This window comes from Paenibacillus mobilis (assembly GCF_058267595.1).
Map to the genome: position 1 here is coordinate 193404 of NZ_JBZCMS010000008.1, position 21800 is coordinate 215203.

At 53.3% G+C, this 21800-nt stretch carries 18 protein-coding genes; 14 read left to right on the forward strand and 4 right to left on the reverse strand.

Features of this window, described 5'->3' with window-relative positions:
- Positions 1 to 164: 164 nt before the first annotated feature.
- The 11 genes from AC3ZPD_RS16270 to AC3ZPD_RS16320 all read left to right on the forward strand — a co-directional run bounded on the left by AC3ZPD_RS16270 (position 165) and on the right by AC3ZPD_RS16320 (position 15837).
- Positions 165 to 1025, forward strand: coding sequence for an inositol monophosphatase family protein (locus AC3ZPD_RS16270; protein WP_490985336.1), 861 nt, complete (start codon positions 165 to 167; stop codon positions 1023 to 1025).
- A gap of 91 nt (positions 1026 to 1116) precedes the next feature.
- Positions 1117 to 1380 (forward strand): hypothetical protein, encoded by a 264-nt coding sequence (locus AC3ZPD_RS16275; protein ID WP_490985337.1) that lies wholly within the window; start codon positions 1117 to 1119, stop codon positions 1378 to 1380.
- 229 nt (positions 1381 to 1609) lie between these two features.
- On the forward strand, positions 1610 to 2866 hold the full coding sequence (locus tag AC3ZPD_RS16280; RefSeq protein ID WP_490985338.1) for a stalk domain-containing protein: 1257 nt from the start codon (positions 1610 to 1612) through the stop codon (positions 2864 to 2866).
- A 200-nt stretch (positions 2867 to 3066) separates the two neighbouring features.
- A complete protein-coding gene (locus AC3ZPD_RS16285) occupies positions 3067 to 5379 on the forward strand; it encodes a glycoside hydrolase family 65 protein (protein WP_490985339.1) in 2313 nt (770 codons plus the stop codon).
- A 127-nt stretch (positions 5380 to 5506) separates the two neighbouring features.
- Positions 5507 to 8122 carry a glycosyl hydrolase family 65 domain-containing protein gene (locus AC3ZPD_RS16290; RefSeq protein ID WP_490985340.1) on the forward strand — a complete coding sequence of 872 codons (2616 nt, stop codon included), beginning with the start codon at positions 5507 to 5509 and terminating at the stop codon, positions 8120 to 8122.
- Between the two features lie 36 nt (positions 8123 to 8158).
- Positions 8159 to 8803, forward strand: a complete 645-nt coding sequence (gene pgmB, locus AC3ZPD_RS16295) for a beta-phosphoglucomutase (protein ID WP_490985341.1) — start codon at positions 8159 to 8161, stop codon at positions 8801 to 8803.
- A 357-nt stretch (positions 8804 to 9160) separates the two neighbouring features.
- Positions 9161 to 10942, forward strand: coding sequence for a cache domain-containing sensor histidine kinase (locus tag AC3ZPD_RS16300; protein ID WP_490985368.1), 1782 nt, complete (start codon positions 9161 to 9163; stop codon positions 10940 to 10942).
- A 12-nt stretch (positions 10943 to 10954) separates the two neighbouring features.
- Positions 10955 to 12325, forward strand: coding sequence for a response regulator transcription factor (locus tag AC3ZPD_RS16305; protein ID WP_490985342.1), 1371 nt, complete (start codon positions 10955 to 10957; stop codon positions 12323 to 12325).
- A gap of 112 nt (positions 12326 to 12437) precedes the next feature.
- Entirely contained in the window at positions 12438 to 13364 is a 927-nt protein-coding gene (locus AC3ZPD_RS16310) for a carbohydrate ABC transporter permease (protein ID WP_490985343.1), read from the forward strand.
- A 1-nt stretch (position 13365) separates the two neighbouring features.
- Complete coding sequence (locus AC3ZPD_RS16315; RefSeq protein WP_490985344.1) at positions 13366 to 14244, forward strand: carbohydrate ABC transporter permease; 879 nt, start codon at positions 13366 to 13368, stop codon at positions 14242 to 14244.
- A gap of 135 nt (positions 14245 to 14379) precedes the next feature.
- On the forward strand, positions 14380 to 15837 hold the full coding sequence (locus AC3ZPD_RS16320; RefSeq protein ID WP_490985345.1) for an ABC transporter substrate-binding protein: 1458 nt from the start codon (positions 14380 to 14382) through the stop codon (positions 15835 to 15837).
- A 59-nt stretch (positions 15838 to 15896) separates the two neighbouring features.
- On the opposite strand, the gene AC3ZPD_RS16325 is transcribed toward AC3ZPD_RS16320, so the two are convergent.
- Entirely contained in the window at positions 15897 to 16259 is a 363-nt protein-coding gene (locus AC3ZPD_RS16325; protein WP_490985346.1) for a winged helix-turn-helix transcriptional regulator, read from the reverse strand.
- A 175-nt stretch (positions 16260 to 16434) separates the two neighbouring features.
- Here AC3ZPD_RS16325 and AC3ZPD_RS16330 point away from each other — a divergent pair, with 175 nt between their 5' ends.
- Complete coding sequence (locus AC3ZPD_RS16330) at positions 16435 to 17103, forward strand: NAD(P)H-dependent oxidoreductase (RefSeq protein WP_490985347.1); 669 nt, start codon at positions 16435 to 16437, stop codon at positions 17101 to 17103.
- A gap of 125 nt (positions 17104 to 17228) precedes the next feature.
- Here AC3ZPD_RS16330 and AC3ZPD_RS16335 read toward each other — a convergent pair whose 3' ends face one another.
- The gene (locus tag AC3ZPD_RS16335) at positions 17229 to 17939 is read right to left on the reverse strand and encodes an SDR family NAD(P)-dependent oxidoreductase (RefSeq protein ID WP_490985348.1); all 711 of its coding nucleotides are present in this window, start codon (positions 17937 to 17939) and stop codon (positions 17229 to 17231) included.
- Positions 17940 to 18043: 104 nt separating this feature from the next.
- Between AC3ZPD_RS16335 and AC3ZPD_RS16340 the strand changes: the two genes are divergently transcribed.
- A complete protein-coding gene (locus AC3ZPD_RS16340; protein WP_490985349.1) occupies positions 18044 to 18403 on the forward strand; it encodes a MerR family transcriptional regulator in 360 nt (119 codons plus the stop codon).
- Between the two features lie 158 nt (positions 18404 to 18561).
- Here the strand turns inward: AC3ZPD_RS16340 and AC3ZPD_RS16345 are convergent, their stop codons facing one another.
- Both AC3ZPD_RS16345 and AC3ZPD_RS16350 read right to left on the reverse strand, forming a co-directional pair.
- A complete protein-coding gene (locus AC3ZPD_RS16345; RefSeq protein WP_490985350.1) occupies positions 18562 to 19890 on the reverse strand; it encodes a glutamate-1-semialdehyde 2,1-aminomutase in 1329 nt (442 codons plus the stop codon).
- A 105-nt stretch (positions 19891 to 19995) separates the two neighbouring features.
- The gene (locus tag AC3ZPD_RS16350; protein ID WP_490985351.1) at positions 19996 to 21063 is read right to left on the reverse strand and encodes an LCP family protein; all 1068 of its coding nucleotides are present in this window, start codon (positions 21061 to 21063) and stop codon (positions 19996 to 19998) included.
- Between the two features lie 141 nt (positions 21064 to 21204).
- Between AC3ZPD_RS16350 and bcp the strand changes: the two genes are divergently transcribed.
- Positions 21205 to 21702: a thioredoxin-dependent thiol peroxidase gene (gene bcp, locus AC3ZPD_RS16355; RefSeq protein ID WP_490985352.1), complete on the forward strand. Its 498-nt coding sequence runs from the start codon at positions 21205 to 21207 to the stop codon at positions 21700 to 21702.
- Positions 21703 to 21800 lie beyond the last annotated feature (98 nt).

Here is a 21800-nt window from a genome sequence, read left to right on the forward strand (position 1 = left end):
AGCCTTGCTTTTGGGCATAATAAATCAAAGGATTAAAGAGGCGCGGCTTCGAGAAATGTTCCTGATAGCCTTTTTTTGGAAAAACGGCGCAACTTTATGCCATACCGAACGTATTCTAACAGGAGCAAACAAGTAGATTGCTATAGAAAGTAGAGGGATCAAGGTTGGAAGACAATAAGAAACCCACCTTCGTCGTGGGCAGCAAGTCGTTTACCGCAGTTGCGATTAACGCGGCCGCCAAGGCCGGTGAATGGATTAAGAGCCGAGTGGGCATTTATAAACAATTGGATATAAAAACCTCCCCGCAGGATCTGGTGACGGAAGTGGACAAAGGGGCGGAGATCATGATCCGCAAGCTGATTCAAACGCATTTTCCGGATCATGATTTTCTCGGCGAAGAAAGCGTCGAGCCCGGCGCTGAAGCTTCGGCGAAAGCCGTTGCCGGCTATGCCGATTCGGAGTATTTGTGGATCGTGGATCCGATCGACGGCACGACTAATTTTGTGCACGGCAATCCGTATTTTTGCGTATCCATCGCTTTGGCCGTTAAGGGCGAATTGGTGGTCGGCGTCATTTATGACCCGATGCATGATGAAATGTTTGTGGCGGAGAAAGGCAAAGGCGCGTATGTGCACGGCAATCCGATGGCGGTTTCTCAGGAAGGAGTCCTCTTGGACAGCCTGATAGCCGTTGGATATAATCCGGACCGCAATTTTGCGCTGTCGGTGAACATTAAGGGGATTACCGCATTGGCTACGGAGACCCGAAGCCTCAGAACCTTTGGTTCAGCGGCGCTGCAGCTGGCGTACGTGGCGGCAGGCAGACTGACCGGTTACTATGAAGTCGGCTTGAATGCCTGGGATGTCGCAGCCGGTGTGCTCCTGGTGACCGAATCGGGCGGCCGGGTGACGGATACCCGCGGCGGAGCTTTCAGCCTGAATACCCGACATTTGGCGGCAACCAACGGGAAAATCCACCAGGAGCTGCTGGATTCCCTCGCCAAATCCGACGCGACAGGTTTTTGAGCTTCTATAGGCTTTCCTGACCGCTGTTTAGGCTGAGGCTGCCTGCGGGTAACGAAGGAATAGAAACAGCTTAACTAAAGGAGGTCTTCCTATGAGCAGCGAAAAGGACAAGGAGCTTGAAGAGAAGCTCTCGGAGTTACTGACCGAAGGGGAACTGGACGAGACCAACCGGCAGGAAGAAGGACGCAAACGGCTGTCGCCCAAATATGAGGTGCGGATTCAGACGACGTTTGATCCGGTAGTCGAGGAAACGATCAAATACCGCAGCATGGCCAAAGAAATTGACGGCAGATATGATAAATACATGACGTCTCCGCCTCCTGCCGGCGATCAGAAAAAGGACGCTGAAGAATAAGCGCATCTGCTGATGGCTAAACCCATTCAGAAAGGGGCTGCCGACAGCTTTCAAAACCTCCGGGAAACGGAGGTTTTTTTCGTATTCATACTAAGTTCACGGCATTTGAAAAAAATCCAGGCAGCGCCGGGTATTGACGGTAAAGCCGGTCGGCAAGTACAATTTTCCTCACTGGATGATAGAAGCTACATAAATGGATTCGAAAAGATAAAGGAGCGTGTTTAATCGGATGAAAGGAATAACAGGCAATAGAAAAGCGGGCAAGGTATTAGGCGGGCTGCTGCTTGCAGCGGTGCTGGCCTTGCCGATTCAGGCGGGAGCGGCTGCCCAGGCAGGGAGCGTTTATAAGATCGTTGCTCTCGGGGATTCGGTGACCGCGGGATTTGAACCGGCGATGGCTACTCAAACGAACCCTGCTGTATACGGATACGCCGAGCGACTGAAGGAGCAGGCTTTGTTCCATGGCCGGGCAGAGCTGGTGAATGACGGAATTCTGGGCCTGACGAGCGAAGGTTTGGCCAACTATACGGGAGCGATTGAAGCGGGTACTGCGGTTACGGCGGATGCGATTCAGCCCGGCGTTTCCGATCCGAGGATTGGACAGTTTGCTTCGGGTATCGCCCAAGCGAAATCGGATGTGGCGGATGCCAATCTCATTGTAATCACGATTGGCGGCAACGATATTAAACCGCTGCTGTCGGAAGTGAAGACGCTGGCGGCAAGCGATATGGAAGCCAAAGTCAAAACGCTGCTGGCGGATTATTCGGCCAACATCGTTCAGACGATCGGGCATTTGCGTGAAGTGAACCCGCAGGCGCTGATCGTGCTTGCCGACCAATACCAGCCGGTTCCGGCGATTGCCGGGAAGGCCGACTACGACAAGCTGGAGCAGGCTGCGGCTTTGTACACGTCCACTGTGGATCAAGTTGTAGCCCAGACGAATACGGCAACGGGACCGGTAAAAGCAGCCCATATTGCGGCCGCCTTTGTCGGCAGCGAAATGAGCTACACGCATATTCTTGAAGGGGATATTCATCCGCAGCAAGCCGGCTATGAAGCGATTGCCAAAGTTTTTGCCGGGGTCATTTGGGGCGAATACCGCCAGACCGCAGCCGCGGCCGGCAAAGAGCCGATCTCCATCGTGATAGGTGGCCAGGAATGGAATTCGGCGAACAAACCGATTTTGAAGAACGGTCAAACTTTTGTCGCCATCGGGGATATCGTGCAGGCCACCCATGCGGTCTCGAAATGGAACAGCAAAACGAGCACGGTTACCGTCACTTTAGCCGGGCGCACGGTTGTCATTCCGATCGGTTCTTCCACCATTCAGGTAAACGGGACGAAGGTGGCAACATCCGCTCCTGCTTTTCTGAATAAAGTCGGCGTCAATTCCAAAACCTACGTGCCGCTTGCTTTGCTGGCAAACGGACTTGGCTTTGACGTACAGTACAGCGCGAAAATGAAAACGGCATTTATTAATCTTTGATCGTCACAGATATAACGAAAACCTCGAGACCGTCCCGGGCAGGGACGGTCTCGTTGCGTTTGCCCTTGCAATCAAGTAGGAACGCACATAACTTCATTAGCCCCGCACCTTTGGGAGGGGTCCTCCGATCGGCTATGCTCAGGGAAGGAGCAAGCCGCAGCCGGCTTGCCGCGAATACCGGATAAGGAGATGTTGGAGATATGCCGAAAGCGGCGGACAGATATTTAAAGGTCGACCCGTGGGCGGTGATCGAAGAAGGGTTTGATCCGGCGCGCAGCCGGGTGTCCGAATCGATTTTTTCGTTAGGCAATGAATATATGGGCGTGCGCGGTTACGCGGAGGAAGGTTATGGAGGAGACACGCTGCTGGGCAGCTATTTCAACGGGCTGTTCGAGCAGATGGAGCTCGCGGCCCATTATAAAGGCATTATCAGGTCGCTGCGTTATATGGTTAATTCGGTGGATTGGCTGTATACGCGTTTAACGGTGGACGGGGAAACCCTGGATCTCGCCGAATCGAAATTTACGGACTACCGGCGTAAGCTGGATTTTCGCACAGGGTTATACACCCGGGAGTTCACCTGGCATGCGAACAGCGGAAAAATACTGAAGCTGCGCTTTGAACGGCTCGTCAGCATGAGCCGCGCCCAGGTGGGCGGCCAGCGGATCACGCTTGTGCCGGTGAATTTTTCGGGAACGGCTCAGCTGCGTACGGGGCTTGATTTCTCGATCCTCCACGAGGATCAGGGCAAAAATCTGTGGCGGGTAATCCGCAAAGCGCCGGGGTCGGAGAAAGGCCTTGCCGGCAGTCTTTTGGGGTCGACGCTCACGACGGGCAACCGGCTGTTTTCGGCCTTTGCCGTTCACTCCGATCAAATCTCGAACACCGTACCGGAAGAGGAAGAAAAATATATCGGCCTGGCGCTTGAGCTCCGGCTGGAGCAGGGCAAAGAGGCTGTGTTTGACAAGCTGGTCAGTAATGTGACCGAGAAACGGACCGGCAGGTCCGACGAGGAGGTCTGGACAAGCGGCAGCGAAGCGGCGGACACGCTGAACAGCTTGACCCTGGACGAACTGCTGGAAGAGCAGCGCGCTTATTGGGCGCAGGTTTGGGAGACCTCGGACATTCAGATTGAAGGCGATCCGGACAATCAGCAGGGCATCCGTTTTTGCATCTTCCAGCTTGCGCAGACCTATCACGGGGATCATCCGGGCTTCAACATCGGGGCGAAAGGGCTGACGGGCGAGGCGTACCGCGGGCTGGCTTTTTGGGATACGGAGTCCTACTGCCTGCCGTTTTATATATTTAACAACCCGAAGGCGGCCAAAAGCCTGCTTGAATTCCGCTATCAATCGCTGCCGCATGCCCTGGAACGGGCTAAAGAGGTGGATTGCGAAGGGGCCTTTTACCCGATTGCCACGATCGACGGCACTGAAAGCTGCGATTTATGGCAGCACTCCAACCTCCAGCTTCACGTCGGAACGGCAATTGCTTACGGCCTTTGGCACTATGAGAAGATCGTAGGCGACAAACCTTTTTTATATGAAAAAGGGGCGGAAATGCTGCTGCAGATTAGCCGTTTCTACCGGACCAGAGGCCAATGGGGCCAGAAGTCGGGGCAGTTCGGTTATTACGGCGTCATGGGGCCGGACGAATTCCAGCTTATGGTCAACAATAATGCCTACACGAATTACATGGCGAAAAAGCTGTTCGAATACACGCTTGAAGTCGCGGACAAAATGAAACGCGAGGTGCCGCAGCAGTGGGCGGAGCTGGCCGGTCGTTTGGGATTGCAGGAAGAGGAGCTGTCGGAATGGCGGCGGCTCGCTGACCATATGAAAATCCCGAAAGACGAGTCTACCGGCGTTTATGAGGAGCATGACGGCTTTTTTGATATGCCGCATATCGAGATTCAGGATATTCCGGTCACGGATTTTCCGCTGTATTCGAACTGGTCGTATGATCGGATCTACCGGTACGACATGATCAAACAGCCGGATGTGCTCATGTTCCTGCTGCTGCACAACCAGTCCTTCAGCCTCGAGGAGAAACGGGCCAACTATGAATTTTATGAACCGAAAACGATCCATGAATCCTCGCTGTCGCCGTCGGTCCATTCCATCCTGGCTGCGGAAATCGGGCGGCATGAAGAGGCTTACCGGTTCTTCGAATTCGCTACCCGGCTCGATCTGGACAACTACAACCGGAATACCCGGGAGGGACTGCATACCACGTCCATTGCCGCGGCCTGGATGAACATCGTCTATGGCTTCGGGGGCATGCGTTCCGACGGGCCGGAACTGCTGTTCCAGCCGACGATACCGGAGCCGTGGAGCAGCTACGGCTTCCGCATTACGTATCGGGGAACCGTCCTCGGCGTTCAGGTCACGAAAGACGAGGTGCGCATGCAGGCTTTAGAGGGCGAAGCCGTCACCGTTCAGGTCTACGGGCAAAGCTGCAGGATTGATACCGCAGGCGTGACTGTGGCCTTAAAAAGCGGGCTGCCGGCTTAAACCCGGCTTAACGGCTTGAGTCCGTCCAGCGGAATTGGGGATCGAACATGGACGCAAACAAGCGGCAAAAGGGGTCCGCTGCAAGTCATGCAGAAGGCCGGGAAGACGTCAGGAGAGGAGTTGGAACATGGGCTGGATAGTGAAGGAAACCGGGTTTGACCCGCAGCGTACCGCCACGAACGGCAGCAAGTTTATGATCGGCAACGGGCGGTACGGTTACAGGGGCGCGCTGGAGGAGTTCGGGAAAAAAGAGATGGCCGCCGTTATTCCGGCGGGCCTGTACGACCAGGCGGCAGGCAGGTGGCGGGAGCCGGTGAACCTGCCGAACGGGCTGCACACGAGGATTTACGCGGATGGCGCGCTGCTGAGTGTGCAGGAAGAAGATAGCGTGCTGGAGCACAGCCAGCAGCTGGATTTGAAGGCGGCGGTGCACGGCCGCCGCACGGTGTTCGCCGCAGCCGGGGGAAGCCGCGTGACGTTTGAGGCGCAGCGTTTCGCAAGCGCCCAGCGGCTGGACCTGCTGGCTGCGAAGTGCAGTCTGACGGCCGAGGAAGACTGCGAGATCGTCATCGTCACCGGCATCGACGGTGACGTGTGGGACATAAGCGGCCCGCATCTGGAGGATTGGGCTGTGAAGGAGACGGCGGGCTGTCTCGTAGTGACGGCCCGGACGCAGGAGCTCGGCGTCGGGGTCGCCGTGGCGGAGACGGCGGTGTTTGATTTTGAGCACCGCCAGGAAATCGAACCGGCTGTCGGAGGTACAGGTCCGCTTGAAGGCATAGTCCCGGTCGAAGGCGCAAGCCAGGTTGGCGGTGCAAGTCCGGTTGGCAACGCAGATACCTTCAGCGGTGCCAGCTGCAGTATTTACCGACGAATTTCCTTCACCTGCAGGGCGGGGGAAACTTACAGTTGGACGAAATACGTATCCCTGCATCACGGGCTGGAACCCGCCGGCGGAGTTTGGCCAAACGGGCAAACCCGGCAAAGCGGGCAAACTCGGCACACCCGCCAGGAGCCGCAGAATCAGCCGGAAGTTTTGACGCCCGGCGAAGCTGCCACGCAGTCCAGCGGCCAAGCTGCCCGGGACGGTTATGACCGTCTGCTGGAGGAGCATGCCGCATGCTGGAACCGGGAATGGGAGCGGGCCGACGTGAAGATTGAAGGCGACGAAGAAGCCCAGTTCGGTCTGCGTTACAGTCTGTATCAGCTGATGATCATCGCGCCGGGCGATTCGGAGCGGGTGTCCATCCCGGCCCGCGGATTGTCGGGCCAGGTTTACAAGGGGGCCGTATTTTGGGACACGGAGATGTTTATGCTGCCCTTTTTCCTCCTGACCCGGCCGGAGGTGGCGCGCAATTTGATGATGTACCGGGTGCATACGCTCCCGGGCGCGAAACGGAAGGCGGCGGAATACGGCTTCCAGGGAGCTTTTTATGCCTGGGAGAGTCAGGACAGCGGCGACGATGCCTGTACGCTTTTTAATGTGAACGACGTTTTCACCGGACGGCCCATGCGGACTTATTTCCGCGACAAGCAGGTCCATATCAGCGCCGACGTTGTGCACGGCATTTGGCAGTATTACCTCCACACGGGAGACGACCGTCTGCTGATGGAAGGCGGAGCGGAGGTCATCTGGGAGGTGGCCCGTTTCTATTATTCTTATGCCTACTACAACGTTTACCGGGAGCGGTATGAAATTCTGGATGTGACAGGCCCGGATGAATATCACGAGCGGGTGAACAATAACGCTTTTACGAACCGGTTGGTGAAAAAGGCATTAAGCATTGCGCTGCAAACGGAGGACCTGCTTCGCAAGCGGGATCCGGAGCTTCATGAGGCTGTTACAGGCGGTGCCGGCGCGGCGATTACGGCGGAGAAAATCCGCGAGCTGCATGACGGTTTATACGTTCCGGAGCCCGATGCGGAGACTTTAGTCATGGAGCAGTTTGACGGTTATTTCAAGCTGGAGGACGTATCCCTTGCCGATCTGAAGAAACGGGTACTGCACCCGAGCGAATATTGGGGCGGCGGAAGCGGGCTGGCGACCACGACGCAGATTATCAAGCAGGCCGATGTCGTGCTGATGCTGCATCTGTTCAAGGAAGAGTTCAGCCAAACGGTCAAAAAAGCCAACTGGGACTATTACGAGCCCCGGACCGAACACGGCTCCAGCCTCAGTCCCTGCGTTTATGCACTGGTCGCTGCCGATACCGGCTCGCCGGATTGGGCTTATCCGTATTTTATGCGGACGGCCACAATCGATCTGACCGGCGACTCGAAGCAGTACGTCGGGGACCTGTACATCGGCGGCACCCATCCGGCGGCAAACGGCGGGGCGTGGATGGCAGCGGTGCAAGGATTTGCCGGCCTTCATATGGAGCCGGGACTGCTGCAAATTCGCCCGTCCCTGCCCTCCGGGTGGAAGGCGATCGAATTTACGCTGAACGTACAAGGGAAAACTCTGCGCGTCCACGTATCGGCCGGGGAAGTGAGGATTCGCACCCTTTCAGCTTCCGATTCAGCTCCAGATTTGGCGCAGAAGGGGCAGACGGGACAGGAGCCGGATGCAGCTGCGACGGCGGTGGAGTGTGAGCCTGCAGGCGAACCGCGGCCGGTCATCCCGGTGGACGTCCCCGCCTTAATCGTCAGCGTCTTTGACCAGCGGCATGAGCTTCCCACAGACGGCTCCGAGCTGGTCGTGGCCGTTAAGGCAGCGGCTGGTGCTCCGCCGTTCCTTGCTTAACTCTATTTTTCTAATTTCTAGGGGGAGAGAATACTCATGCTGGAACATATGAAAGGAGCCATCTTCGATCTGGACGGGGTGATCGTCGATACGGCGAAATATCATTTTTTGGCCTGGCGGGAGCTGGCTGCCCAGCTCGGTTTCGAATTTACGGAGCAGGATAACGAACGGCTGAAAGGGGTCAGCCGGATGGAATCGCTGCGGATCCTGCTGGAGGTCGGGGGGCTGGAGCTGCCGGAAGAGGAGCAGCAGAAGCTGGCCGAAGCGAAAAACGCCAAATACGTGGAGTATATCTCCAAACTCGAGCAGTCTGAGCTTTTGCCCGGCGTAAGGGAATATTTGACCGGCCTCCGGGAGCAGGGAGTTAAAATCGCCCTCGGTTCGGCAAGCAAAAATGCCGCGTTTATTCTGGAGCGGCTCGGGATCGCCGGTTTGTTTGATGCCGTGGTAGACGGAACCAAAGTTTCCAAAGCCAAACCGGATCCGGAGGTCTTTCTCACCGCCTGCCGGGAGCTGGGGCTGACGCCGCAGGAGTGCGTCGTCTTTGAAGACGCCGCTGCCGGGGTTGCGGCTGCCAAAGCGGCAGGCACCGGCATTGTGGGCATCGGACGTCCGGAGGTGCTGGGGGAAGCGGATCAGGTGGTGGCCGGCATCTTTGAGCTTTTGGCGGACAGCCGATAAAGCGGGAAGGCCGGACTCCTTTTCGGTAGGTTAGCCTATTGGATTCTTCAAGGCTCTAGGGAATTGTCCCGCAGGAAAACCGCAAGCGTCCTTCGCTCCGAGCAGGAGAGGAGGGGACATTCGCTTGCGGCTTTTCCTTTTCCGGTGGAGAAATCGGCAGGGGGAAGGATAACTTCCTCTGCAGGGAGAATATGATGCTAGAGGATTACTGAATGCGTTTACATCCCCTGCCCGAAAGGAGGCCATCCCGTGCATTTACCTATAAATCCCGGCCGGAGTCCCCGGAATCAACTGGAGGATCGGCTTCGGAATCCCGGGGATCCGCCCAAGAAGAAACGCCGGAATCCGCTTGGGAGCCTGACCGTCAAGCAGCAGCTGTTTCTGCTGTTTCTGGTGCTGGGCGTGCCCCTGTTCGTATTGTTCAGCTACGGGAGCTGGAAGACGGAAAACGTGCTCAAAAGGCATGTGACCAACGCTTACATCGAACTGAACAAACAAAATTTTATTATTATCAATAGGGACACGGAATCAATCAACAAAATCACGTCGACGGTTATTCAAAATCCGCTGCTTCAGCAGATCGATATGAACGGGCAGGATTCCATCCTTTCCAGGCTAAGTACCTACATCAAGCTGGAAAATACGCTGGCTGGATACTCTCAGGCCGCGAATGGCAGGGAACCCAATTATTATTCGCTCTATATTTATGATCCGAACAATTATTATTCGTTTGCGCCCAATTACCCGGAGGTCCGGAAGGCGGGGGTGTACTTTTTTACCAAGGAGGAGAAACCGATCTGGTACGACGAAGCGGTGGCGAAGAAAGGCAACGGCTACCTGCGCATTATCAACCAGTTGTCCGCATACAGTCCCAAAGAGAAGACACTGGCCTACGTCAGGGCTATCAACAACATTTCGCAAGGCGGCACCATCGGAGTGCTGGTGGTCACCCGAATGAACGACAAGTTTAACGAAGCTTTCCGCAACGTCTCGCTGCCCGAAGGCAATATTTATTTGACGGACTGGGAGAACCGGGTGCTGGCCAGCACAACCGAGGAAACCAACACGGTGCTGGATTTGCCGCGCGAAGTTTCCTCGCCGGATAAAGGCGAAGGCGTGGCGGATATCATTACCTCCGATTTTATTTACGTCGTGAACTATAATCATTACCTCGGCCAGAAGCTGGTGTACAAAATTCCGACGGACTCCCTGCTCCAGCAGCAAAAAGAGATCAAACACGTCATGCAGCTCATCTCGCTGGTCTACGCTTTCGCCGTGTTTGTGCTGATTACTTATTTCTGGAGGGCGTTAATGACGCCGCTGCAGAAGCTGGCTTTTTTCGTGCGCAGATACGAGCCTGGAGGTCCCGTTCCGAAAATCCCGTCAGGCGGCAGGGACAATGAGGTCGGCATCCTCATCCGCTCCACTTACGACATGGCCAATAGGCTGAACGACATGGTGCGCAACCAATACGAAATGGAGATCCGGCAGAGGGAAGCGCAGCTGCAGATTTTGTATCAGCAGATCAACCCGCATTTGCTGTACAACACGCTGGAGAGCATCTATTGGAAAAGCGAGCTGGAAGGCAGCCACGAATCGGCCGAAATGATCAAAGAGCTGTCCAAGCTGATGAAGATCAGTCTGAGCCGGGGCCGCGAGCTGATCACGCTGGAAGAGGAGCTGGAGCATGCCCGCGCCTACGTCAAGCTGCAGGAGCACCGCTATGAATACGGCTGCAAGGTCAGCTGGCATGTGGATTCGGATCCCGCCGTAATGCGGACGCTGATTCCCAAAATTACGCTGCAGCCGCTGATCGAGAACGCCATGATTCACGGCATCAAACATATGGGCGAAGACGGGGAGATTATCGTTTCGACTTTCGGCGACGAGGAGCAGGTCGTTATTTGTATTGAAGACAACGGCTATAAAAAGGTGGATTATGAAGCCTTGGAAAAGCTGCTGCACGACGAGAACCTCGATCATTCGCTCGGATACGGCATCCGAAATGTGCAGCAGCGCATCCGGCTGCATTTCGGCGAGCCGTATGGACTCGCATACGGGCCGCGGGAAGGCGGGGGCACGGCGGTTCGGATGCTTTTGCCCAAAACGGCTTTCCCTGCGCCCGGGGAAACAAACTGAAGGAGGAGCCTCATGTATAACCTGTTAATCGTGGACGATGAACCGCTTATTTGCCGGGGGCTGCAGAATCTGCTGGCGACTTCGGGACTCGATATTGACCAGATTATGACCGCCGGCAGCGGGCACGAAGCGCTGGATTATATCCGGATGGAAGAGATCGACCTGCTGATCACCGACATTCAGATGGGCTCGATGAGCGGCATCGAGCTGATGCAGCAGGCCAAACTGATTAAACCGCAGCTTCAGGCCATTATTATTTCAGCCCATGAAACGTTCCAGTATGCGCAGATGGCGATCCGGCTTGGCGCCAAGGATTATCTAATCAAACCGCTCAACAGCGAGCAGTTTCTCGATACCGTCCGCAGCACCCTGCTCAAGCTGGAGAAGCTGCAGCCGAAGCTGGAGCAATGGAGCCTGAGCCTGGATGAGCATTTCAGCATGCATGATCCGCAGCCGGAGCAGGCCGAACTTCTGAACCGGCTCCTGGAGAATCCGGCCGCCGCGCTGGAAGAGGAAGAGCACGGAAGCCGGAGGGACGGAGATAAGGCGCCGGGAAGCGGGGGATGCAAAACGGGAATCAAGCTGCTGAACCTGGAAGGGCCTTATTTTGCCGTCATCAAAGTCAAGCTCAGCCGGGAGGCCAACCCGCAGCGGTCACTGACCGACCGGGATTTGCAGCTGTTCCGGTACGCCGCGCTCAATATCGTGCAGGAGCTGCTGGGGCAGGAATGGAGTTATGAAGCTTTTTATTCGCAGGAGGACCAAATCAGCCTGATTCTCCAGTGGAAAGAAGGCGACGACGAAGAATCGGCCGTCCAGAAGCTGAACCAGCTGGAGATGGTCGGCCGCAGCCTGCACTTCAATCTGCACAAGTTTCTGCAGATCCATGCCGTGATCGGCATCAGCCAGATCCTCAAAGGCCTTCTTTTTCTGGATGTGCTGAACAAACAGGCGGGCAGGGCCACTTTATGGAATCGCGAGCACCGGGATCATTATGTCTTTTATTACGGCGATTTTAACTGGGGCGGCTACAATCAGGAGCCGTCGGACGAAGAGATGAGCTCGCAGAGCAACCGGATCGTGGAGAAAACCAAGGCTTACATCGAACAGAATTACGGGCAGAAAGGGTTGACCATTCACGAGGTCGCCAAGAAAAACCATGTCAGCCCGAACTATTTGAGCTACCTGTTCAAGAAAAACACCGGCTACAACCTGTGGGAATACGTGATCAAGCTGCGGATGGAGGAAAGCAGGCAGCTGATCCTGCATACGGATATGAGGCGGTATGAAATAGCGGAGAAGGTCGGCTACGAGTCGCCGGAGCATTTCAGCAAAATTTTCAAAAAATATTACGGCATTAGCCCAAGCGACATGAAGAAGTAAAATACGCTACCATTGCGATAGAACTGCACATGTGCGGGTTCTCCCGGATTTCCTAAAATGAAGGGAGACCGGTTCTCCCGGTCAGATTCGACAGAGGAATGAGGGAGACAAGATGGGCCAATCCGCAATTGCCGCAGAACGGGAGATCAATTCCGAACCCGCCGTACAACGGAAGAGGGCCGGCCGCTGGAAAAAACACCTTTGGGGTTATTTGTTCCTGCTGCCGGCGCTCCTTATTTTTGTGCTGTTTCTGTGGGTCCCGATTATCAAGGGGTTTGTTTACAGCTTTTACCACGTTGATTTCGTCAAAGGAAACGAATTTGTCGGTTTCGCCAACTATGCCAAAGTGTTTCAGGACGGAGACGTTCTGATCTCCATTAAAAACACGTTTTATTACATGCTGCTTTGTCTGGTCATCGGGTTCTGGGTCCCGATTGCCGTATCGATCGCGATTTCCGAGCTGAGAAAATTCCAAGGGTTCGTGCGGATCGCGGCTTACCTGCCTTATGTTGTTCCGGGCGTCGTGCTGTACGGCTTGTGGAGATGGCTGTACGATCCGGTCGGACCGATCAACGGCCTGCTGTCCGTGTTTGGCCTGGATCCGGTATCTTTTGTATCGGACGGCAGGTGGTCGATGATCTCGCTGGTGGTGATGGAGACCTGGCAGCAGTTCGGCTCGGCGATGCTCATTTACCTGGCCGGGGTGCTCGCCATTCCGAAGGATTGGTACGAAGCGGCCGAAATCGATGGGGCGGGGGTCTGGGCCAGAATCCGGCATATTACGCTTCCTTCCCTGAAAGGCCTGATTATCCTGATGCTGATCCTTCAGCTCATCGGCACCTCGCAGGCCTACCAGGCGCAGCTGGCCATGCTGGATGGCGGGCCGAACAAAGCAACCCTGACCTATGCGCTGCTCATCGTTAAATATGCCTTCACCAGTCTGGATTACGGAACCGCCACCGCGCTTGGCGTCTTGATGTTCATCGTGCTTGGCGTGCTTGGTATTGTACAGTTCAGATTGAGCAAGGAGGACTATTGAAATGGCTAAAAATACGCATGAACGCGGCATCCTGTCGAACCATGATTTGAAGAAGCCGCTCAACCGGATTGTCTACGGCATCATGGTTTTGTTTATCGTCCTGATGGTCGTAACCATGCTGTACCCGATCCTGATGACGATGTTTAACGGCCTGAAATCGAACCAGGAAGTGAACTCGTTTCCGCCGCGGTTTTTCCCGGAGCAGTGGAATTGGGACAATTTCAAGGACGGCTGGAATTACATGGATCTGGTCGGCTTTTTGAAAAATACGATGCTCATCTTCCTGGGCAACATGGTCATGACCGTTGTTGTGCTGGGGCTTGCCGCCTTCAGCATCTCGCGGCTGAACGTGCCGTTCAAGAAAGCTTTTTATTTCTTTTTCCTGATGACGTTGTTTATCCCGGCTTCCAGCTACATGATCCCGAACTTCGTAAACCTGAAGGAGCTGGGGCTGCTCAACAGCTATCTGGCCTTTTGGCTGCCGGCCGGGGCGAATACGTTTTTCTTCCTGTTGCTGAAAAATTTCTTCGATGGCATTCACATCGAAATTTTTGAGGCGGGCCGGATTGACGGGGCCTCCGAAGCGGCAAGCTTTTTCCGGATTGCGGTGCCGCTGTCGCTGCCGATTATTTTTACACTGGCCATCTTTACGTTCTCAACCGCCTGGAACGACTGGTTCTGGCCTTCCCTCGTCATGCAGACCGAAGACAAATATACGCTGGCCACTGCGATCTATAAGTACGTGATTAACGTGCGGGCGCTGAATACCAACATTAAATTTGCGATTTTGTTTATGGTCATGGTGCCGCCGATTTTTGTGTTCCTGGTTTTCCAGAAGTTTATTTTGCGGGGCGTGAACATGTCGGCGGTGAAAGGTTAAGCCGGGCAAGAAGAGCTGAGGCATAACCAAAGCGTAAACCTGCACACAGGATGAATAAGATTGCACATCGTCACGGGGAGAGGCTTTTTCTAAGATAAGGATGTAAGTACTCATACGCGAAAAGGGGAAATGATCATGCGCAAGTTTACGGCGGTGCTTCTGTGCCTGCTAATGACCGGCAGTATCCTGGCTGCGTGCGGAGGGGGCAACAGCAAAAATAATGCCTCCGGTAATGCGGGCAGCAGCAACAATCCTGCAAGCGCTTCAACGAACAGCGGGGGCGACGCTTCGGCTTCCGCCGACGATATCGCGAGCCGGAAAGTGACGATCAAAATTCATTATCCTACGCCTGACCTGACGGAAATGAGGGCTCAGGAGGACGATAAAATCAAACGCTTCCAGGAGGTCTATCCGAACGTTGAAATCGTCAAGGACGACTGGCAGTATTCGGTGAACGAAATCGGCATCAAGATGGCTTCGAACGAAGCGCCGACGTTCTACAACACTTTTGCAACCGAAGCGAAATTTCTAATCGAAAAAGGCTGGGTAGCCGATATCACCGATCTCTATAACAATTGGGAATTCAAAGACCAGATGAACCCGGTTTTGCAGGACCAGTTTATCGTGGACGGCAAGGTATACGGCATCGCCCAAAACGGGTACATCACTTCGACCGTCGTGAACAAAAAGCTGCTTGACGCCAAAGGCGTAGCGGTTCCGCCGCTCGATTGGACCTGGGACGATATGTACAACGCGGCCAAAGGAGTGGCGGAGCCTAAGAAAGGCATTGCCGGCATTGCTCCGATGGGCAAAGGCAACGAAGCGGGCTGGAACTGGACCAACTTCCTGTACGAAGCCGGCGGTGACATCGAGAAGGTAGAAGGCGGTAAAGTGACGCAAACCTTCAACTCCGATGCAGCAGTCAAGGCCTTGGATTTCTACAAAAAGCTGAAATGGGAAGCCAACGCCATTCCGCAGGACTGGGCGCTTGGCTGGGGCGATGCTGTTGCCGCCTTTAAAGAAGGCCGGACGGCGATGGTTATTGCCGGTGCGGCAGACGTAATTGAGCCAGCGCTGAACCAAGGCGAAATGAAACCTGAAGACGTGCTGACTTATCCGATGCCTGCGGCTGAAGCCGGCGGCAAACATACCGGCATCCTTGGCGGCAATTATTTGGTGATTAACCCGAATGCTACGAAAGACGAACAGGAAATGGCGTTCCGCTACATTACCTTTGATTACTTCTCCGATAAAGGTTTGGAAGCTACCGAGGCGATCATCAAAGATCGGCAAAAAGACGGCAAATATTATGTGCCGCAGCTGATCGACTACTATAAAGAAGATTCCGATTTCGGCAAAAAAGCCAAAGCGATTTACGACAAATACAACAATGTGTACAAATATGACCCGAATATCCTGGCCTTGCTGGACGGCAAACCTGAAGCCCAATACGGCACGCAGGATTATTACGGAACGATGTCCAACGTGATCCAGGAGGCTTTCTCAAAGAAAGGCACGGACAGCAAGAAACAAATCGAAGATGCGGCAAATACGGTGCAGACGAAGTTTTTTGATGCGGTGAAGACGGAGTAGGCTGCAGTAAACTGCCCAACAAAACAAAGGCGGTTCCCTGGAAAGCGGGAACCGCCTTATTATGTTTCACTAGCGGTATTACTGGCTTCATAGTGCTGTTCGCCCCACACTGCCATGCTTTCCAAGATGGGAATAAGGGTTTTTCCCAGCGGAGTTAAGGAATATTCCACTTTTGGCGGGACTTGTTTGTACACTTCCCTATGAATCAGATTGTCTTTCTCCAATTCTCGAAGTTGATTGGTAAGCATGCCTTTCGTTACCCGCGGCAGAAGCCTTTGCAATTCGCCGAATCTTTTGGGTCCCGTACTTAAGTACCAAAGAATCACGATTTTCCATTTTCCCCCGATCAGAAATTGCGAGTAGGCAATGTAACAAATATCGGTATTCACGAAGTCTACGTCATAGGATCTTGAATTCCCCATGCGGCTCATCCCCCTTGTTTAAAATAATTGTACGAGAATCCCTTTAACTACACAATAGTCTTATTATTCATACTATGTACGATTATTATTACTACTTGTCATAATGTACTCCGAAGAATAGTCTGTATACAGACATGCATGGCATGATCTAATCGGCAAAAAGGAGAGGTCTACAGTGGGTACGGAATTTAAAAAAGAAGAGATCCTAAAAGCACTTACGTTCAGACATGCTACACAAGTATATGATGCAAATCAAAAAATATCGGCTTCCGATTTTGAATATATACTTGAGGCGGGCAGATTGTCTCCAAGCTCAATGGGACTTGAACCATGGAAATTTATTGTGATCCAAAACCAGGAATTGCGAGAACATTTGATGGATTTAGCTCCAGGGGCACGGCATCAACTTCCAACAGCAAGTCATTTTGGGATCTTTATCGTCCGCAATGATCTTCGTTACAATTCGCCTTATGTAGTAGAAAAGATGAAAAAGATTATTAAAGCTCCTGAGGATGTTTTTAAATCCTTTATGCAGTCGGTACAAAGATTTCAAACCGAGGAACAAAATATTGCACATAATGATCAAACGTTGTTCGATTGGTCGGCTAAGCAATCCTATATTGCCCTTGCTAACATGATGACTGCTGCGGCGCTGATCGGCATTGATTCATCCCCTATAGAAGGGTTTAATCGGGAGCTGGTTCGGTCTTTCTTGAGGGACAAGGGGTTGGTTAAAGAAGAATATTGGATTCCTTCGCTCATGGCTGCTTTTGGTTATCGCGGAGAGGCCCCGAGATATGGAAAAATACGCAGACCTTTGGAAGAAGTCGTGATCTGGGCATAAGCTGTTTGCTCTTTTTGCCTATCTTCGAATATCTTTTAGTTCTTAAAACGAAGCTGCCTCCTGTCTACACAGGGGGCAGCTTACTGGTTTATCTATGGGGAGTTTTAAAAAAGGCTTAAATTTGTTTACCAAGCGTAAACGCCGTTCTCATCCAGAAAATCTCCGTTATGACGTTTGCCGTCCGTCGCGTAACCCACGATAATGGCTGCGGCCGCTTCTTTGGATTTACCGCCCGGCAGGTTGCCGTTGATATCGGTAGTCGTGAACCCCGGCGTTACCGCAAAGACTTGAGCAATGCTGTTTCTAACCTCATAAGCCATCGATAACGTCATGGCGTTGTTGGCCGTTTTGGAGGAATTGTAGTCAAAAGCGTTCAGCGTAGATTCCGCGTTTCGCATATGGTCCAGTGAAGACATGTCGGATGATAAGTTAACGACGGTTCCTTCGTTTTCTTTAATCAACGGGAACAGCCGCTGGTTTAAACGGAAGGTGCCGAAAAAGTTGACCTCGAAAGCGTTCCGTAAATCTTCCTCTTTCGTTTCCAAAAACGAATGGGAGAATGCGCCAGGTATGCCGGCGTTGTTAATCAGCAGCTTCAGGTCAGGATAATTTTTTTTGATCGTTTCCGCGGCTTGCTCAATAGACTGTAGGTTTACCATGTCGATTTGTACAAAATCTACGTCCAGACCTTTGGAAGTTAATTCGGACACGGCTGCTTGCCCGCGTTCAGCGCTGCGCGCGCCGAGAACGACTTTCCAGCCGGCTTCCCCCAGCTGTTTAACGATTTCAAATCCGATTCCTTTATTGGCTCCGGTAACAAAAGCAGTCTTTTTCATGACAAATCCCTCTTTCTGTTATTTGTTATTTCTTTAACAATTCATAAGTTACTATGCTACACTTAGTGTAGGTCAACGAAAATTTTTTTATAAGCGAGGGAGATATGCTTACTATCGGAGAAGTAGCGAAAGAGGTCGGTATCAACATCGGCGCGATCCGTTTTTACGAAAGAAAAGGATTGCTGGAACCGGCAGCGCGCAGCGAGCAAAACAATCGTCTTTATACGGAGGATGAGCTGAATTGGCTCGTTTTTATCAAATGTCTCCGCGAAACCGGGATGAGCGTGGAAGATATCAAAAATTATTATGAGAAGGTTAAGGAGGGGACCTCGACTCTGCCGGAAAGAATCAAACTGATTCAGGACCAGAAGCAAAAGCTGCTGGATGACATTGAAGAGAAAAAAAACCAGCTCGTCCATTTGGAGCGAAAGCTTGAGCGATATTATCGCGGGGAGAATTACTAAAATGTCTTTGCTCGAGTAGAGGGATAGGAGTAAGGTGGAACGTGGAAGTGAAGGTGAAATTAACGGTTAGAGTTAGAGTGAGAGAAAGCGCAAGAGAAAAAACGGTATATCCTCTTCATTACAGAAGAGGGGATACCGTTTAGTTTTAGTATTCGATGTTATTTACTGGAGCTCAACCGCTTAAACGCCTCATGCGCCGCCGTTAGCGTGGCATCGATGTCTTCATCCGTATGCGCCGTGGTCAGGAACCAGGCTTCGTATTTCGAAGGAGCCAGGTTGACGCCCTGGTTCAGCATATGGCGGAAGAAGGCGGCGAAAGCTTCGCCGTCCGTGTCCTGCGCCTCGTCGTAGTTCGTTACCGGATGGTCGCAGAAATGAGCCGAGAAGGAGCCGCGAATCTGGTTGATCGTCAGCGGAACGCCGTATTGAGCCGCAGACGATGCCAGGCCGTCCGTCAAGCGGGTGGCGAGACGGTTCATTTCGTCGTAAACGCCTTCGCCCTGCAGCACCTCCAGACAGGCGATGCCTGCGGAGATGGAAGCCGGGTTGCCTGCCATTGTTCCGGCCTGGTATGCAGGACCAAGAGGCGCCACCTGTTCCATCACTTCTTTGCTGCCGCCATAAGCCCCGATCGGGAGGCCGCCGCCGATGATTTTGCCGAGTGCCGTCAAATCGGGCTTAATGGCTTCGTGGTTGCTCAGTCCCGCAAAGGTTTGAGCGGAGCCGTAATGGAAACGGAACGCCGTGATCACTTCATCGTAAATGACCAACGAACCATATTCACGAGCCAGCCGGCACAGGTCCTCGAGAAAACCCGGCTTCGGCATAACCATGCCGAAGTTGCCGACGATCGGTTCGACCATAACGGCGGCAACGTCGCTGCCCCATTTGTCCAGAGCCGTTTTCAGCGCGTCCGCATCGTTAAACGGCACGGTGATCACTTCATGAGCGATGCTGGTCGGGATGCCCGCGCTGTCAGGGATGCCCAGCGTGGAAGGGCCGGAGCCGGCGGCAACGAGCACCAGATCGGAATGGCCGTGGTAACACCCGGCAAACTTAATGATTTTATTGCGTTTCGTGTAAGCGCGGGCCACGCGGATCGTCGTCATAACCGCTTCCGTGCCGGAGTTGACGAAACGGACCTTGTCCATGGAAGGAATCGCTTCCTTCAGCATTTTGGCCAAATGGATCTCCAGCTCGGTCGGCGTGCCGTAGAGCGTGCCGTTTGCCGCCGCCCGTGCAATGGCTTCGGTGATATGCGGGTGGGCATGTCCGGTAATGATAGGGCCGTAGGCGGCCAGATAGTCAATGTAGCGGTTGTCGTCCACGTCCCAGAAATGGGCTCCGCTCGCTTTTTTCATAAAAACAGGTGCTCCTCCGCCAACGGCTTTGAAAGAACGGGACGGGCTGTTTACCCCGCCTACGATATGTTTGAGTGCTTCTTCGTAAAGGCGCTCGGAATTAGGGCGATTAGTGTGGGTATTCACGCAAAACTTCCTCTCTTGTTTTTCTATGTAACGCGATAACAGCGGGGGAAAGCTCCCGCCGCTGTTATCCATTATACCTCAATATGGGGTTTCGTTTGTGCAGTTTTACGGAGCTGGCGTGGCGCTGGCTTCAGCATTTTCTGTCCCGGAATTGCCGGAATCATTGCCTGAAGCGCTGTCCACCGAACCGTTTGCGTCCGGGCTGGACGAAGGTTCGACTTCTTTGTTCAGAGAGTCTTGGACGAATTGCTTGAGGGCATCCTCGTCTTTTACACCGATGACCGAAGCTCCGCCGACGGTTTCTTCCTTCAATAGATCCATTGGCGGAATCTGCTCGCTGGCCGTCATTTCTACTTTATAACCAACGGAGGCGAGTTTCCACATATCCGTTACGGAAAGGTTGGTATCGATATAAGGATTAACCTTGTCTAAAATGGTCGGCAAATTCATGATGGACGTAGTACTCTTAAGTTTATCCGCAACGGCAGCCAGGAAGTTCCGCTGGCGCTCCGTCCGCGCGAAGTCGGACAAGGCGTCATGACGGAAACGGACGTATTCAAGCGCGGTTTTTCCATCCAGATGCTGCTCGCCTTTTTTCAGATCGATGTCATATTGGTGATCGTCCGCGGCGCTGGTGTAGTGCATGTCTTTTTCCACGTTAAAATCAATGCCGCCCACAGCGTCTATCAGGGCGATGAAACCTTGGAAGTCGGTATATACATAATATTGAATCGGAATACCGAGCAGATCGGACACCGTTTTCATCGCAATATCAGGGCCATGGGTAATCGCGGTGTTGATCCGTTCCTCCCCATGATCGGGAATGTCGACATAAGTATCACGCATAATCGAAAATAAAGAGCCTTTTTTGGTTACGGGATCAATGGAAGCGACCAGCATGGAATCGGAACGCGGCACTTCGCCTTTCTTCAAGCCGCGGGCGTCAACACCCATGAGCAGGATGTTCACCCGTTCCGTGCCTTCCCATTTCGGAGGTTCATCCGCTTTGGTATGGCTTGGCTGCACCTGGTAGAACGGAGAATTTTCCCCTTCTTTGCTGAAGTTATCTACCTGCCTGTAAATGGCGAAAAAATAATAGGCGGCAAAGGCCACAACAACGACCAGTACGCCTATGACGGACCATAGGGTGATCCGTTTCGTCCTTTTTGTCATCTTGTTCGTCCTTTCTGCAAAAAGATCGGAATTTCCGCTCCAATCGTGGCGTTTCTTCATATCTTTACATTATAATTTCTTTTATGACTACAATCAATTTTCGTTTTTTTGAAAAATGGGAAAGCTTTGGAGGGACAAGCAATGGATGATCAAAAACCAGTTGAGCTGAAGCCGGGACAGATCGTTCCGGATTTTACGCTGCCGGCCAGCACGGGCGGCAATATCACGCTGAGCGATTATAAAGGGCGCCCGGTCGTTTTGTATTTTTATCCGAAGGACCAGACCCCTTCCTGCACGCAGGAAGCCTGCGACTTCCGTGACCGCACGGCTTATTTCGAACGGCATGGCGCGGTGCTGCTAGGCATCAGCGGCGATGATTTGAAAGCCCACGGCCGTTTTGCGGCCAAACATGAGCTGCCGTTTCCGCTGTTGTCGGATACGGAACATGAGGTTTGCCGGATGTTCGGCGTCTGGCAGCTGAAAAAAATGTACGGACGGGAATACGAAGGCATCGTCCGCTCCACCTTCCTGATTGACGGCGAAGGCAAGCTGGTGCGGGAATGGCGGAAGGTGAAGGTGAAAAATCACGCCGAAGAGGTGCTGGAGGCAGTGAAGCAGCTTCCGCAAGCCAATCCATAAAACCGTACGCAGTACTGCTGCGTCAGGATGCGATTCAGTGGACTAATCCCCAAAAAACGGGGATATAAAACGGACCGGGACGGCTCTCAAAGGAGCGG

What these genes read in the sequence shown, in the direction of transcription:
- bcp (WP_490985352.1), top strand. Translation starts at nt 21,205, where the DNA reads ATGGATGATCAAAAACCAGTTGAGCTGAAGCCGGGACAGATCGTTCCG.
- AC3ZPD_RS16280 (WP_490985338.1), top strand. Translation starts at nt 1,610, where the DNA reads ATGAAAGGAATAACAGGCAATAGAAAAGCGGGCAAGGTATTAGGCGGG.
- AC3ZPD_RS16275 (WP_490985337.1), top strand. Translation starts at nt 1,117, where the DNA reads ATGAGCAGCGAAAAGGACAAGGAGCTTGAAGAGAAGCTCTCGGAGTTA.
- AC3ZPD_RS16305 (WP_490985342.1), top strand. Translation starts at nt 10,955, where the DNA reads ATGTATAACCTGTTAATCGTGGACGATGAACCGCTTATTTGCCGGGGG.
- AC3ZPD_RS16335 (WP_490985348.1), bottom strand. Translation starts at nt 17,939, where the DNA reads ATGAAAAAGACTGCTTTTGTTACCGGAGCCAATAAAGGAATCGGATTT.
- AC3ZPD_RS16340 (WP_490985349.1), top strand. Translation starts at nt 18,044, where the DNA reads ATGCTTACTATCGGAGAAGTAGCGAAAGAGGTCGGTATCAACATCGGC.
- AC3ZPD_RS16285 (WP_490985339.1), top strand. Translation starts at nt 3,067, where the DNA reads ATGCCGAAAGCGGCGGACAGATATTTAAAGGTCGACCCGTGGGCGGTG.
- AC3ZPD_RS16320 (WP_490985345.1), top strand. Translation starts at nt 14,380, where the DNA reads ATGCGCAAGTTTACGGCGGTGCTTCTGTGCCTGCTAATGACCGGCAGT.
- pgmB (WP_490985341.1), top strand. Translation starts at nt 8,159, where the DNA reads ATGCTGGAACATATGAAAGGAGCCATCTTCGATCTGGACGGGGTGATC.
- AC3ZPD_RS16310 (WP_490985343.1), top strand. Translation starts at nt 12,438, where the DNA reads ATGGGCCAATCCGCAATTGCCGCAGAACGGGAGATCAATTCCGAACCC.
- AC3ZPD_RS16315 (WP_490985344.1), top strand. Translation starts at nt 13,366, where the DNA reads ATGGCTAAAAATACGCATGAACGCGGCATCCTGTCGAACCATGATTTG.
- AC3ZPD_RS16290 (WP_490985340.1), top strand. Translation starts at nt 5,507, where the DNA reads ATGGGCTGGATAGTGAAGGAAACCGGGTTTGACCCGCAGCGTACCGCC.
- AC3ZPD_RS16325 (WP_490985346.1), bottom strand. Translation starts at nt 16,259, where the DNA reads ATGGGGAATTCAAGATCCTATGACGTAGACTTCGTGAATACCGATATT.
- AC3ZPD_RS16350 (WP_490985351.1), bottom strand. Translation starts at nt 21,063, where the DNA reads ATGACAAAAAGGACGAAACGGATCACCCTATGGTCCGTCATAGGCGTA.